10 protein-coding genes are annotated in these 13357 nt (G+C 71.5%); 5 read left to right on the plus strand and 5 right to left on the minus strand.

The genetic code is table 11. The features are described from left to right. The first annotated feature begins 23 nt into the window (after positions 1-23). Genes ACNYS0_RS36035 through ACNYS0_RS36045 form a run of 3 tightly spaced genes read left to right on the plus strand, consistent with a single transcriptional unit; the run spans position 24 to position 3372 of the window. Positions 24-1007 (plus strand): hypothetical protein, encoded by a 984-nt coding sequence (locus ACNYS0_RS36035; RefSeq protein WP_422479876.1) that lies wholly within the window; start codon positions 24-26, stop codon positions 1005-1007. Beyond that, positions 1004-1687 (plus strand): aspartate/glutamate racemase family protein, encoded by a 684-nt coding sequence (locus ACNYS0_RS36040; RefSeq protein ID WP_422479878.1) that lies wholly within the window; start codon positions 1004-1006, stop codon positions 1685-1687. Before ACNYS0_RS36035 ends, ACNYS0_RS36040 begins: the two co-directional genes overlap by 4 nt. Beyond that, positions 1684-3372 carry a glycoside hydrolase family 13 protein gene (locus ACNYS0_RS36045; RefSeq protein WP_422479880.1) on the plus strand — a complete coding sequence of 563 codons (1689 nt, stop codon included), beginning with the start codon at positions 1684-1686 and terminating at the stop codon, positions 3370-3372. Before ACNYS0_RS36040 ends, ACNYS0_RS36045 begins: the two co-directional genes overlap by 4 nt. A gap of 51 nt (positions 3373-3423) precedes the next feature. Here the strand turns inward: ACNYS0_RS36045 and ACNYS0_RS36050 are convergent, their stop codons facing one another. The 5 genes from ACNYS0_RS36050 to ACNYS0_RS36070 form a co-directional block, all read right to left on the minus strand. Continuing rightward, positions 3424-4530, minus strand: a complete 1107-nt coding sequence (locus tag ACNYS0_RS36050) for a WD40/YVTN/BNR-like repeat-containing protein (protein ID WP_422479882.1) — start codon at positions 4528-4530, stop codon at positions 3424-3426. 90 nt (positions 4531-4620) lie between these two features. Next, positions 4621-6654: an ABC transporter ATP-binding protein gene (locus ACNYS0_RS36055; RefSeq protein ID WP_426883768.1), complete on the minus strand. Its 2034-nt coding sequence runs from the start codon at positions 6652-6654 to the stop codon at positions 4621-4623. A 47-nt stretch (positions 6655-6701) separates the two neighbouring features. Then, on the minus strand, positions 6702-7607 hold the full coding sequence (locus tag ACNYS0_RS36060; protein ID WP_422479886.1) for an ABC transporter permease: 906 nt from the start codon (positions 7605-7607) through the stop codon (positions 6702-6704). Further along, on the minus strand, positions 7604-8554 hold the full coding sequence (locus tag ACNYS0_RS36065; RefSeq protein ID WP_422479888.1) for an ABC transporter permease: 951 nt from the start codon (positions 8552-8554) through the stop codon (positions 7604-7606). Before ACNYS0_RS36065 ends, ACNYS0_RS36060 begins: the two co-directional genes overlap by 4 nt. Further along, positions 8551-10392 (minus strand): peptide ABC transporter substrate-binding protein, encoded by a 1842-nt coding sequence (locus ACNYS0_RS36070; protein ID WP_422479890.1) that lies wholly within the window; start codon positions 10390-10392, stop codon positions 8551-8553. Before ACNYS0_RS36070 ends, ACNYS0_RS36065 begins: the two co-directional genes overlap by 4 nt. Positions 10393-10604: 212 nt before the next feature. On the opposite strand from ACNYS0_RS36070, the gene ACNYS0_RS36075 reads away from it, so the two are divergent. Together ACNYS0_RS36075 and ACNYS0_RS36080 are read left to right on the plus strand one after the other, a co-directional pair. Then, the gene (locus ACNYS0_RS36075; RefSeq protein ID WP_422479892.1) at positions 10605-11792 is read left to right on the plus strand and encodes an ROK family transcriptional regulator; all 1188 of its coding nucleotides are present in this window, start codon (positions 10605-10607) and stop codon (positions 11790-11792) included. Beyond that, the gene (locus tag ACNYS0_RS36080; RefSeq protein WP_422479894.1) at positions 11789-13354 is read left to right on the plus strand and encodes a M81 family metallopeptidase; all 1566 of its coding nucleotides are present in this window, start codon (positions 11789-11791) and stop codon (positions 13352-13354) included. Before ACNYS0_RS36075 ends, ACNYS0_RS36080 begins: the two co-directional genes overlap by 4 nt. Positions 13355-13357 lie beyond the last annotated feature (3 nt).

The raw sequence follows: 13357 nt of genomic DNA on the forward strand, positions 1-13357 counted from the left end.
ACCGAACCCGAGGAACCCCACCCATGACCCGCACCAGCACCACCCCCACGCTCGCCGGAGGCTCCGTCGCTCCCGCTCGACTTGCCCGCCCCACCGGCACGTTCGCCATGGTCGCCGCCGACCAGCGCGACTCGCTGCGCACGATGATGGCCGAGCGCGCCGGAGTCCCCGGCAAGGACATCCCGCACGACCACATCACCGACTTCAAGATGGCCGTGGCCCGCCAACTCGGCCCGCACGCCTCCGCGTTGCTCATCGACCGCGACTACGGCTACCGACAGCTCATCGACGACAACGTGCTGCCCGGCTCCTGCGCGCCGATCCTCGCGGTCGACGTCCTCGACCAACTCCCCGGCCAGGCCGTGGAGGACACGTCCCTGGACGAGGCCGTGGACACCACCGCGGTCGTCGCCGACGGCACCCGTGGCCTGAAGCTCCTCGTCATCTGGCGCCGCGACGGCCGCCACGAACAACGCGTGGAACTCGCCTCCCGCTTCATCGACCTGTGCCGTACGGCCGGACTCGCCTCCGTCCTCGAACCGGTGGCCCGCCCCCTCCCCGGCGAGGAGGCCGGCTTCGTCCTCAACGACGCCATCGTCGACGCGGCCCGCGAACTCGCCCCGCTGCGACCCTCGTTGTACAAGTGCCAGGTCCCGGACGGCGGCGTGGGCTCCGTCGCCCACCTCGCCGAACAGTCCGCCCGCATCGACGCCGTCGTCGACGTCCCCTGGGTCGTCCTCTCCCAGGGCGTCACCGCCGCCGACTTCCCGAACGCCGTCGAGGCCGCCTGTCGCGCCGGCGCCTCGGGCTTTCTCGCGGGCCGCGCCCTGTGGACCGACGCCCTCACGGGCGACCGCGACGCGGCGCTCCGCGGCCCCAGCACGGACCGGCTCCGCCGCCTCGGCGACATCGTGGACACCCACGGACGCCCGTGGTGGGACACGACCGCGGCCCGCGACGGCGAGACCGCCACCAGCCAGGCCGGCCGCGCGGAGGCCTCCGCATGAGTACCCGCACCCCGCGCGTCTGCGTCCTGCACACCGTCGCAGCACTGCCCGCCACCTTCGACCCGCTGCTGCGCGAACTCGCCCCGCACACACGCCCGTACCACGTCGTCGACGAGAGTCTGCTCGCCGACACCATCCAGTACGGTCCGCTGCCCCGCACCGCCGCCCGCCTCGCCGCCTACGTCCAGCAGGCCGAGGCGGCCGGCGCCGAGGCCGTCCTCGTCACCTGCTCGTCCGTCGGCCCGTTCGCCGAACAGGCCCGCCCGCTCGCCGGAATCCCGGTGCTCCGCGTCGACGAACCCATGGCCGCCGAAGCCGTCCGCACCGGCAGCCGCATCGCCGTCCTCGCCACGCTCGACTCGACACTCACGCCCACCGCCGACCTGGTGCGCCGAGCGGCCGACGCGCTGGGCCGGGACATCACCCTCACCACCACCGCCTGCCCCGGCGCGTACGAGGCGCGGACCAGCGGCGACCAGGACCGGCACGACCGCCTCATCGCCGAACAGGCCCAGCGGCTCGCCGCCGATCACGACGTCCTGGTCCTGGCCCAGGCGTCGATGGCGGACGCCCTGTCCGCACTGCCGCAGGGCACGCTCGGGGTACCCGTCCTCACGTCACCGCGCTCGGGCACCGCCCAGCTCGCCGAGTCGCCGTTCCCGAAGGGAGGAACCCTGTGACCCCGGACGACGCCGCCTGGTGGCGCTCCGCCGTCATCTACCAGATCTACGTCCGCAGCTTCGCCGACAGCGACGGCGACGGCATCGGCGACCTCCCCGGCATCACCGCCCGCCTGCCGCACGTCGCCGATCTCGGCGCGGACGCCGTGTGGCTCACCCCCTTCTACCCGTCACCCATGCGCGACGGCGGCTACGACGTCGCCGACCACCGCGACATCGATCCCCGCTTCGGCACCCTCGCCGACGCCGACGAACTCCTCGCCCGCGCCCACGCATTGGGCCTGCGCGTCATCATCGACATCGTCCCCAACCACACCTCCGATCAGCACGCCTGGTTCCAGCAGGCACTCGCCGCCGCGCCCGGCGACCCGGCCCGCGCCCGCTACGTCTTCCGCGACGGCCGGGGCGACGGCGGGGCACAGCCGCCCACCGACTGGCAGTCCGTCTTCGGCGGCCCCGCCTGGACCCGCGTGCCCGACGGCCAGTGGTACCTCCACCTCTTCGACTCCACCCAGCCCGACCTCGACTGGAACCACCCCGAGGTCGTCGCCGAGTTCCACGACATCCTCCGCTTCTGGCTCGACCGCGGCGTGGACGGCTTCCGCTTCGACGTCGCCCACGGCATGGCCAAAGACCTCGCCGAACCCCTCCGCGACCTCGGCCCCGACCAGGTGCACCACCGCATCGTCGGCGACGGCTGGCACGGCAAGCACCCGTTCTGGGACCGCGACGAGGTGCACGACCTGCTGCGCGGCTTTCGCGGAGTCGTCGACGCCTACGAACCGCCCCGCGTCACCGTCGCCGAATCCTGGGCGGCCCTCGACCGGCGCGGCCAGTACGTACGCCCCGACGAACTCCACCAGGCCTTCAACTTCGACTTCCTCGGCACCGACTGGCAGGGCGCGGCGCTGCGGGCGACGATCGACCGCTCCCTCACCCTCGCCGACGAGGTCGGCGCGACCCCCACCTGGGTCCTCTCCAATCACGACGTCGTACGCCACGCCTCCCGCCTGGCCCTGCCGCCCGGCACCGACATCGAGAGCTGGCTGCGCTCCGGCGGCACCGAACCCCACGTGCCCCCGGCCCTCGCCGCTCGCCGCGCCCGCGCGGCCGCACTTCTCCTCCTGGCCCTCCCCGGCGCCACCTACCTCTACCAGGGCGAGGAACTGGGCCTCCCCGAGGTCGCCGACCTCCCCGAAGCGGCCCTGCGCGACCCGGTACGCCACCGCTCCTCCGGCGCCCGCAAGGGCCGCGACGGCTGCCGCGTCCCGATCCCATGGGAGCGCACCGGCCCCTCGTACGGCTTCGGCCCCGCGGAACCCTGGCTGCCCCAGCCACCGTCCTTCGCCGACCTGTCGGTGGAGGCCCAACAGGCCGACCCCTCCAGCACCCTGGCCCTCTACCACGCAGCGATCGCCCTGCGCCGCGCCCTCCTCACCCCGAACACCGGACTCACCTGGCACTCAGTGGGGAGCGACCCCGTACTCGACTTCACGGTCGGCTCCCTGCGGTGCGTCACCAACCCGTCCTCCGAGCCGGTGCTCCTGCCGGACGTCGCGTCCGGACCCCCGTCCCTCACGAGCCTGCCGCTCCCGGCCACGGCCCGGCTCCTCCCTCCGGACGCGACGGCCTGGTACAGCCTCGACACCGCCGGGCCGGGGGAGGGAGGCGAGTCCGGGCGCTGAGCGGGCCCAGCCCTCGGCCCCCGGACACCGCCCCGTGCGGCAGCCCGCGCGTCACCCCACCACGGCCGCCCGCACACACAGCACATCCGGCAGATGCGACGCCACCTGCTCCCACGTGTCACCGTCGTCCGCCGATGCGAAGACCTCGCCGTTGCGGTTGCCGAAGTAGACGCCCGCCGGGTCGTTGTCGTCCGTGCACAGGGCGTCGCGCAGGACCGTGCCGTAGTGGTCGTCCGCCGGGAGGCCGTGGGTGAGGGGTTCCCAGGTCGTGCCGGCGTCCTGGGTGCGGTAGACGCGACATCGGTGCTCGGCCGGGACGCGGTCGATGTCCGCCGTGATGGGGAAGATGTACGCCGTGTCGCCGCGGTGCGGGTGCGCGGCCGCGGCGAAGCCGAAGGTCGAGGGGAGGCCCTCGCCGATGTCGAGCCACTTTCCGCCGCCGTCGTCGCTGCGGTACACGCCCCAGTGGTTCTGGAGGTAGAGGCGGTCGGGGTCGGCGGCGTCCCGCGTCACCTTGTGCACGCACTGGCCGAACTCGGGGTTCGGGTCGGGCAGGAAGACCGCCGCCACTCCGTTGTTCGCCGGGGCCCAGCTCTCCCCGCCGTCCGTCGTGCGGAAGACGCCGGCCGTGGAGACGGCGACCGTCACCGCGCGCGGGTCGCGCTCGTCCGTCAGGATGGTGTGCAGGCCCTCTCCGCCGCCGCCCGGCACCCACTGCGAACGCGTGGGGTGCTCCCACAGCGGGCGGCACAGCTCGAACGTCTCGCCGCGGTCCTCCGAGCGGTACAGCGCCGCCGGTTCCGTGCCCGCGTAGACCACGTCGGGTTCCGAGGCGGAGGGGTGCAGCTGCCAGACCCGCTCCAGTGAAGTGCCCGTGAATTCGGGGAACTTGACCGCGGGTTTGGCCGGCTCGGTCCAGGTGCGGCCCAGGTCGTCCGAGTGGAAGACGGACGGCCCGTAGTGCGCGCTGTCGCCGCCCGCGAGGAGCCGGGGCCGCTCCCCGCGCGTGTCGATGGCGACCGAGTACACCGCCTGCGCGTTGAAGTACGGGCTGTCGTCGAACTCGAACGAGGCCGGGCCCGCCCCCGAACCGCCCACGCGCTTGCGGCCCAGAAAGAGGCCTTTGCGGGTGCCCACCGCCAGTAGTACGTCAGTCATGCCGAACCTCCGAAACGTCGTTGTCTCCAGGTATCGGTCAGTCTGCACCTCGGCACTGACAACGGCCCCCGCATGGCCCATCGGCGCAGGTCAGGCTGGTGTCGGCACCGCCAAGGGGAAGTGGCACGCCACCCGGTGCCCCGCCGAGTTCGGCGTCGACACCGGCGGCTCCGTCGTCGCGCAGACGTCCTGCGCGATCGGGCACCGGGTGCGGAACCGGCAGCCCGACGGGGGCCTGGCCGCCGACGGCGTCTCGCCCGTCAGCGGCGCTCCCGCGGACCCCGCTTCCGGATCCGGCACGTTCACCGTGTCGAGCAGGCCGCGCGTGTACGGGTGCAGCGGATGTGCGTACACCTGCTCCGCCGGGCCCACCTCCACCAGCTTGCCCAGGTACATCACGCCGACCGTGTCCGCGAGGTAGCGGACCACCGCCAGGTCGTGCGAGATGAACAGGTAGGTGAGGCCGCGTTCGCGTTGCAGCTCCCGCATCAGGTTCAGGATCTGCGCCTGCACCGAGACGTCGAGCGCCGACACCGGTTCGTCCGCCACCACCAGATCGGGGGAGAGCGTCAACGCCCTTGCCAGGCCCAGGCGTTGGCGCTGGCCGCCGGAGAACTCGTGCGGGTAGCGGTGCACCGCACCGCGCGGCAGGCCCACCGCGTCGAGGAGTTCGCCGATCAGCTTCTCCTGCTCGGCCTTGTCGCCGACGCCCTGGATGACGAGCGGCTCGCGCAGGATCTCGCCGACCCGCATCCGCGGATCCATCGCCGCCGTCGAGTCCTGGAACATCAGCTGGACGTCGCGGCGGTGTGCGCGCCGTTCCGAGCGGGACAACGAGGCGCGGTCCCGGCCCTCGAAGCGTACGGAGCCCGCCGTCGGCTCCTCCAGGCCCGCCACGATCCGGCCGAGCGTCGTCTTGCCGCAGCCCGACTCGCCGACCATGCCGAACGTCTCGCCCTTGCGGATGCTCAGCGACACCCCGCCGACCGCGCTGACCGTGCCGCGGCTGCGGGAGAACGGGCCGCCCTTGAGCGGGAACTCCTTGACCAGCGCGTCGAGTTCGACCAGTACGTCGCCGGGGGCCGACTGCGACGGGATCGGGGGCGGCGCGATCACCTCGTCGGCGTCCGCCGCGTCCACCTCGTGCGGCACCGGGTGGAAGCACGCGAACCGGTGCTCCGCGCCCTGCACCTCGTCCTCCTCCAGGAACGGCTCAAGGGTGCGGCAGTCGTCCGTCGCGAACAGGCAGCGCGGCGCGAACCGGCACCCGGTGGGCCGCACGGTCAGGCTCGGCGGGAGGCCGGGGACGGTGTGCAGCTCCGTCGCGTTGTCCGCCGCGCGTTCGGGCAGCGCCGCGAACAGCGCCTCCGTGTAGCGGTGCCGCGGGCGGGCGAACAGGCCGCGCACATCGGACTGTTCCGCCACCTGGCCCGCGTACATCACGGCCACCTTGTCGACCCGGTTCGCGATGACGCCGAGGTCGTGCGTGACCAGGATCATCGCCATGCCGAGCCGCTCGCGCAGATCGTCGATGAGCTCCAGGATCTGGTGCTGGGTCGTGACGTCCAGGGCTGTCGTCGGCTCGTCCGCGATCAGGAGTTTCGGTTCGCAGACCAGGGCCATGGCGATGGCGACGCGCTGGCGCATGCCGCCGGACAGCTGGTGCGGATACGCCTTCATCCGCTCGGCCGGCTGCGGCATGCCGACCAGGCGCAGCGTCTCCTCGGCGCGAGCCCAGGCCTCCTTCTTGGAGACGTCGCGGTGCAGCAGGAGCGGCTCCGCCACCTGCGCGCCGATGGTCATCGTCGGGTTCAGGGAGGTCAGCGGGTCCTGGAACACCATGCCGATGGTGTTGCCGCGCACGTCCTGGAGGACCGGGGCGGGCGCCGCCGCCAGGTCCTGGCCGTCGAAGAGGATGCGGCCGCCGGTCACCTCGCCGCCGGGCGGCAGCAGGCCGAGGACCGACAGGGCCGTCATCGTCTTGCCGCAGCCGGACTCGCCGACGATGCCGAGGGCCTCGCCGGGCGCGAGTTCGAGGGAGACGCCGTCGAGGGCGTGGACGGTGCGGTCGCGCGTGGCGATGTCGACGCGGAGGTCCTCGATGCGGAGCAGGGGAGTCGTCATGGTCGTGGTGCGGCCCTTCTCGCCGGTCAAATCCCTTGGTTCGTACGTCACTTGCGCAGCCGTACTTCGAACGCGTCGCGCAGTCCGTCGCCGATGAAGTTGAACGCGGCGACGACCAGGACGATCGCGATGCCCGGCGGGAAGATCAGCCACCAGTAGCCGTTCTGCGTGTAGGTGATGCCGGAGGACAGCATCGAGCCCCAGTCGGCGGACGGCGGCGGGATCGACAGGCCGAGGAAGGCCAGGTAGCTGACGTAGAGGATGGCGTCGGCGATCTGGAACGTGCAGTTGACGATGACCGTGCCGATGGCGTTCGGGACGATGTGCTTGAAGACCGCGCGGGCGCCGCCTCCGCCCATCATCCGCATCGCCTGTACGTACTCGCGGTTGCGCAGCGACAGCGCCTCGCCGCGCACCAGGCGGGCGGGGGAGAGCCAGGCGACGCCCGCGATGATGAGGATCAGGATGCCCTTGCTGGGCGTGATGATGGCGGCGACGACCACGAGGAGGAACATCGCCGGGATGGCGAGCGCGGCGTCGGTGATCCGCATCATCGTGGCGTCGACCCAGCCGCCGAAGTATCCGGCGACGGCGCCGTACACGGTGCCGAACAAGGTCGCCAACAGGCCTGCTGCCAGGCCGATCTCCAGGGACGTCTGCCCCGCGACCATGAGCCGGCCCACCATGTCGTAGCCGAGGTCGGTGGTGCCCAGGAGGTGACCGGAGGCGCCCGGCGCGAGGTTCGCCCGGGACAGGTCGGTGTGGACCTGCTCGGTCGGGTGGAGCAGCGGGCCCAGGTAGCAGAAGGCCAGGAGCAGGACGAGCAGGATCACGCCGCCCAGGGCCAGCTTGTTGCCCGTGAACACGCGCAGCGTGCGGCGGGCCAGCGAGGGTGTGGCCTGCGCGGCCTCCTCCTGCCCGGGTGTGGCAGAGGTCGTCACAGCAGTGGTCATGACACGCTCCGGATCCGCGGGTCGAGGACGGCGTACAGGATGTCGGTGAGCAGCGAGCCGAGGACGGTCGCGATGCCGACGACGAGGGTCACGCCGAGGAGGACGGGGAAGTCCGAGCCCTGCGCGGCGTTCCAGAACAGCAGCCCCATGCCCGGGTAGTTGAACATCGACTCGACGACGAGGGCGCCGCTGAACAGCGTCGGCAGGTAGAGGCCGAGGAGGGTGGCGAGCGGGATCAGGGCGTTGCGCAGGACGTGCTTGACCATGATCCGGCGGCTCGACTGTCCCTTCGCCATGGCCGTGCGCACGTATTCCTCGGTGAGGTTGTCGAGGACCGCCGAGCGCATGTAGCGGCTGAACATGGCGACGATGCCGAACGCCATGGTCACGACCGGCAGGATCAACCCCGGCAGGTCGCCGAGCAGTTCACCGATCGTCTCGCCCTGCGGGGCCTCCGCGGGGAAGATCGGCAACACCTGCGCGAACAGGATGATCATGATGAGGCCGAGGAAGAACACGGGCGTCGCGTACATCAGGAACGCGAGACCGGTCAGCGCGTAGTCGGACGCCTTGCCGCGCCGCACCGCCTGGAGCAGGCCGAGCGGTACCGCGATGATCACCGCGAGCACCGTCGACATGAGAGTGAGCAGGAGCGTCTTCGGCAGGCGCTGGGTGAGCAGGTCGAGCACCGGCGAGTTGAGCTTGTACGACTCGCCGAGGTCGCCCGTCACCAGCCGCTTCAGGTACATCAGGTACTGCGTCGGCAGCGAACGGTCGTAGCCCTGCACGTGGTTGAAGTGCTCGATCTGCTGCGGCGTGCCCTTGGGGCCGAGGATCGCGCGGGCGGGGCCGCCCGGCAGCAGGTGCAGCAGGGTGAAGACGATGATCGAGACGAGGAACAGGACGACGAGCGCCTGAAGGAAACGCTTGACCAGAAAGCCGGTCATTTCTCGGCTCCCTTCTTGACGAAGTACCAGTGCGACGGCTGGAAGGTCACGGTGGGGTTCTGCTCGACGCCGCGCAGATCGTTGCGGATGACCGACACCTGGTACGCGGGGTTCGGCATCCACATCACCGGCAGTTGCTCCGCCAGGTACTCGCCGTACTCATGGATGGCCTTCATGTCGGGCGCGTACTGCACACCACGGATGAGGCGGTCGGCCTTCTTGTCGCTGTAGTTGCCGAAGTTGGAGGAGGCACCGGTGGAGAAGAGCTGCTCGCCGCTCGGGTTGAGCGGGTAGTACCAGCTGCCCGCGGTGCCGAAGAAGGACATGTCCCAGCTGCATCCGGGGTCCTTCGCCCTGCACGGAACGGAGTTGCCGAGCACGGAGTTGAGCGGCTGCTGGCGCACGGTGAGATCGATGCCGGCCTTGCTGAGCGAGGACTTGAGCTCCTGCATCATGTTCGTCGTCTCGGTCGAGCCGGACTGCGAGAGCAGGGTCAGCTCCAGGGGGTCGTTCTTCCCGATGCCCTTGCCGCACTGGTCGTCGCCCGTGCCGGGCCGCGCGCAGCGCGCCGTGCCGTCGACCGTCCTCCAGCCGTGCGCCGACAGCAGCGACTTCGCCCTGGAGACGGAGAACGGGTACTGGTTGTGCGCCATCTCCTTCGACAGGTACTGGCTCTTCGGCGTGACCGGGACCGGTCCGAGCGTCGCGGTCGCGCTGCCCTGCCAGATGACCTTGCTCATCGCCTTCTGGTCGACGAGGTGCTGCATCGCCTGCCGGATGTAGAGCTGGTTCATCTCCGGGCCCGCGTGCGTGGAGTTGAAGTTGTAGACGATGTAGGTGGCCGCCCAGCCCTCCCACGGGTCGACGCGGTACCCCTTGGACTCGAACTTCTCCTTCTGCGCCATCACCGACGGCGGGATGTAGCCGTAGTCGACGCCGCCGGAGCGCAGCACGTTGTACTCGGAGTCGGCGGTGGTGAAGGGCTTGAAGACGACCTTGTCGAGGTGCGGGCGCTCCGACTTCGGGCCGGTGTACTTCTCGTTCGGTACGAGCGTCACCTGCCCGTTGTCCCGCCAGCCGGCCAGCTTCCAGGGCCCGTTGACGGTCTTCCACAGCGGGTCGGTGCCGTACGAGCCGAGGCTCTTGGCGTGCCGGGTGAGGCGGGCGAAGACCGCCTTGGCGCCCTTCGTGGTCCGGTCGAAGTCGCCGACCTTGCCGCCGTCCCTCGTGGCGTCCCAGGCGTGCTGGGGCAGGGCGCGCATGTAGTAGAGCTGGTTCGCCGTGAACCAGTCCGGGTTGTACGCGCGCTTGAGGTGCAGCCGTACCGCGTGGTCGCCGACGAGCTCGAACTTCTTGACGTTGTCCGGGATGTTGCCGACCGAGTAGCCGCCCCAGTCGGCTTTGTTCGCCTTGACGAGGTTGAACCAGAACTCGAGGTCGCGACCGGTCACCTCGGTGCCGTCGGACCACGTGACGCCCTTGCGCAGCGGCACGGTGACCGTCTTGTTGCCGTCGCTGTACTTCGGCTCCAGGCCGAGCGTGCTCGGACCGTGCGTGACCAGCTCGCCCTTCTCCTGCACGGCGTCGTACACGGGCAGGTAGAGCTGCGACTGGATCGCGTAGTTGTAGGAGCCGCCGTAGCCGGGGGCGCCGATCGGGAAGATCCAGTTCGGGGTCGCCGCGGGTGGCAGGGCCATGGTGGCCGTGCCGCCCTCGACGGGGGTGCCGCCCGTGCGGCCCATGGCGATGCGGCCGGCCTCGTGCGTACAGCCGGTGAGCGCCACGAGCGCCGCCACGAGGGCGAGCGCCGCGGACGCCTTTGACCTGAGAGAGCGCATGCCGAAGGGCCTCCAAGGGGACGGGATCCAGCCCCGTGTGAAGATTCGACGAGGGGCGCCCGAACGCTAAGTCGACCGTTCGAAGCAAGTCAATAGATTCATTCGGAAAGTAGTTTAAAAACCGGTGGGGCCTGGCGTACTTGGTTCGTCGATGGTTAGTGTTCGGTTCGACATCGAATGAACCAGCCGAAGTAAGTCTCCAGGGGGACCCGATGGCGGACACCGCGAACGAAGGCGAGCCGGGTTCGGCCCAGCACATACTCCGGCTCGTCTCGTCCGGAGCCGCCTCCTCCCGCGCCGACCTCGTCAGGGAACTCGGCCTGGCGCCCTCCACCGTCTCGCTGCGCGTGCAGGAGCTGGTGGCCCAGGGCGTGCTCACCGAGTCCGGCGAGGGAGCCTCGCGCGGCGGGCGCAGGCCCCGCCTGCTGCGGGTCAAGGCGCAGGGCGGCGTCGCGCTCGCCGCCGACCTCGGCAGCCGGCACGCGCGGCTCGGCGCCGTGGACCTCGGCGCGGCCGTGCACGACGCCGTCGACCTGCCGCACGACATCACCGCGGGGCCCGAGTCCGCCGTCGACTGGCTGTGCGCCCAGGTCGCCGATCTCGCGGAGAAGCAGCGGGAGTCGGGGCGGGCCGTGCGCGCGCTCGGTGTCTCGTTCCCCGGCCCCGTCGACCCGGCGGACGGCCGCGTGCTGAGCCCCTCGCGGATGCCGGGCTGGCACCGCTACCCGCTGCGCGACGTCCTTGCCGAGCGGCTCGGCATGCCGGTGACCGTCGCCAACGACGCCACGATGATGGCGGTCGGCGAGCACCGCACCTCCCGCCCCGAGCTCGACCACATGGTCGTCGTGAAGGCGGGACGCGGCATCGGCAGCGGCGTCATCGTCGCGGGCCGGCCGCACGACGGCGCCAACGGCAGCGCGGGTGACATCAGCCACGTCCGCGTGGAGGAGGCCGGCGAGCGACCCTGCTCCTGCGGGAACATCGGCTGCCTGGAGACCGTCGCGAGCGGCGCCGCCCTCATCCGCGAACTCGCGGCGCAGGGCGTCGACGTGGCCAACACCACCGAGCTGCTTCAGCTCGTCGCCGACGGCGACCCCGTCGCGACCACCCTCGTACGCACCGCGGGACGGCACATCGGCACCGTCCTCTCGGTCGTCGTCAACTTCTTCAACCCGCGGGCCGTCGCCATCGGCGGCGTCCTCGCCACCGCCGAGCCCCTCGTCGCCGCCGTCCGCGGCGTGCTCTACGAGCGCTGCCTGCCGCTCGCGACGGCCGACCTGGAGATCACCACGACGGCCGCGGGCCGCGACGCGGGCCTGCTCGGCGCGGGCCTCACGGCGCTGCACCGGAACCTGTCGTCCACCGCCCCCGCCCTTAAGGAAGAGAGCGTCCACGCATGACGAGCACCACCCCGGTCACCGGCCGCCGCCTGCGCATCGGTATCGGCGGCATCGGCATCGAGTCGTCCACGTTCTGCCCGCACCGCTCCACCACCGACGACTTCCGGCAGACGCGCGGCCAGGACCTCCTCGACCGCTACACGTGGACGCAAGGAGACTCGGACCTCGCCGAGCTGGTCGAGTGGGTGCCGCTGCTGCACGCGACCTCGCTGCCCGGTGGTCCGGTGGAGGCCGAGTCGTACCTGATCCTCAAGGACGAACTCGTCACCCGGATACGGGAGGCGGGCCCGCTCGACGGTCTCGTCTACGACATCCACGGCGCCATGAGCGTCATCGGCCTCACCGACGCCGAGGGCGACCTCACGGAGGCGGTCCGCGCGGCCCTCGACCACCACGGGACGCCGGACGGCGGCCGCCCGATGATCTCCACGGGCATGGACCTGCACGGCAACGTCTCGCGCCGCTTCGCCGAGCCGATCGACCTGCTCACCGCGCACCGCCTCGCCCCGCACGAGGACGCCTGGGACACCCGCGAGCGCGCCGCCCGCAACCTCGTGCACTGCCTGCGCGAGGGCGTCCGCCCGCACCGCGCCTGGGTCCAGGTCCCGGTCCTGCTGCCCGGCGAGAAGACCAGCACCCGCCTGGAGCCCGCCAAGTCCCTGTACGCCTCGCTCGCCGACATCGAGAAGAAGGACGGCATCCTCGACGCGGCGATGTGGGTCGGCTACGCGTGGGCCGACGAGCCGCGTTGCAAGGCGGTCATCGTGGTCACCGGTGAGGACGCCGAACTCGCCGCGCAGGAGGCCGAGTCGCTGGCCCGCCGCTACTGGGACGCCCGCAAGGACTTCCTCTTCGTCGGTCCGACCGGCAGCGCCGAGGAGTGCATCGAGCAGGCCGTCGCCTCCGACCGGCGCCCCTTCCTCATCAGCGACTCCGGCGACAACCCGACCGCGGGCGGCGCGGGCGACCTCGCGTACATGCTGGGCAAGCTGCTTGAGAACGACGCGATCCGCTCGGGGAAGGTCACGGCGGTCCACCCCGGCATCACGGACCCGGTCGCCGTCGCGGTCTGCTTCGAGGCCGGTGTCGGCGCCGAGGTCACCCTCTCCGTCGGCGGCAAGGTCGACGCGAACCACGGCGGCCCGTACGAACTCACCGGCACCGTCGAGGCGTTGCAGCGCGCCGCCGACCAGAAGGACCGCGCCGAGGGCGGGGCCTACGACCGGGGAGTCGACACGGCGGCCGTCCGCGTCGGCGGCCTCACCGTGATCCTCGTCGAGCGCCGCAAGCCGTTCCACACCCTCGCCGACTTCACGGGCCCGGCCGAGGGCGGTCTCGGCATCGACCCGCGGACGTACGACGTGGTCGTCGTCAAGATCGGCTACCTGGAGCCCGAACTGCACGACATGGCGGCGGACTGGCTGCTCGCGCTCACCCCCGGCGGTGTCGACCAGGACCTGCTGCGCCTGGGACACCACCGGGTGGAGCGCCCGCTGTACCCGTTCGACGAGGACGCGTACGAGGCCGGGACCGGGCCCGACCTCACGCCCACCCTCCTGTAGGGG

The organism is Streptomyces anthophorae, from assembly GCF_049310305.1.
Lineage (GTDB): Bacteria > Actinomycetota > Actinomycetes > Streptomycetales > Streptomycetaceae > Streptomyces.

What these genes read in the sequence shown, in the direction of transcription:
- ACNYS0_RS36035 (WP_422479876.1), top strand. Translation starts at nt 24, where the DNA reads ATGACCCGCACCAGCACCACCCCCACGCTCGCCGGAGGCTCCGTCGCT.
- ACNYS0_RS36040 (WP_422479878.1), top strand. Translation starts at nt 1,004, where the DNA reads ATGAGTACCCGCACCCCGCGCGTCTGCGTCCTGCACACCGTCGCAGCA.
- ACNYS0_RS36050 (WP_422479882.1), bottom strand. Translation starts at nt 4,530, where the DNA reads ATGACTGACGTACTACTGGCGGTGGGCACCCGCAAAGGCCTCTTTCTG.
- ACNYS0_RS36055 (WP_426883768.1), bottom strand. Translation starts at nt 6,654, where the DNA reads ATGACGACTCCCCTGCTCCGCATCGAGGACCTCCGCGTCGACATCGCC.
- ACNYS0_RS36060 (WP_422479886.1), bottom strand. Translation starts at nt 7,607, where the DNA reads ATGACCACTGCTGTGACGACCTCTGCCACACCCGGGCAGGAGGAGGCC.
- ACNYS0_RS36065 (WP_422479888.1), bottom strand. Translation starts at nt 8,554, where the DNA reads ATGACCGGCTTTCTGGTCAAGCGTTTCCTTCAGGCGCTCGTCGTCCTG.
- ACNYS0_RS36070 (WP_422479890.1), bottom strand. Translation starts at nt 10,392, where the DNA reads ATGCGCTCTCTCAGGTCAAAGGCGTCCGCGGCGCTCGCCCTCGTGGCG.
- ACNYS0_RS36075 (WP_422479892.1), top strand. Translation starts at nt 10,605, where the DNA reads ATGGCGGACACCGCGAACGAAGGCGAGCCGGGTTCGGCCCAGCACATA.
- ACNYS0_RS36080 (WP_422479894.1), top strand. Translation starts at nt 11,789, where the DNA reads ATGACGAGCACCACCCCGGTCACCGGCCGCCGCCTGCGCATCGGTATC.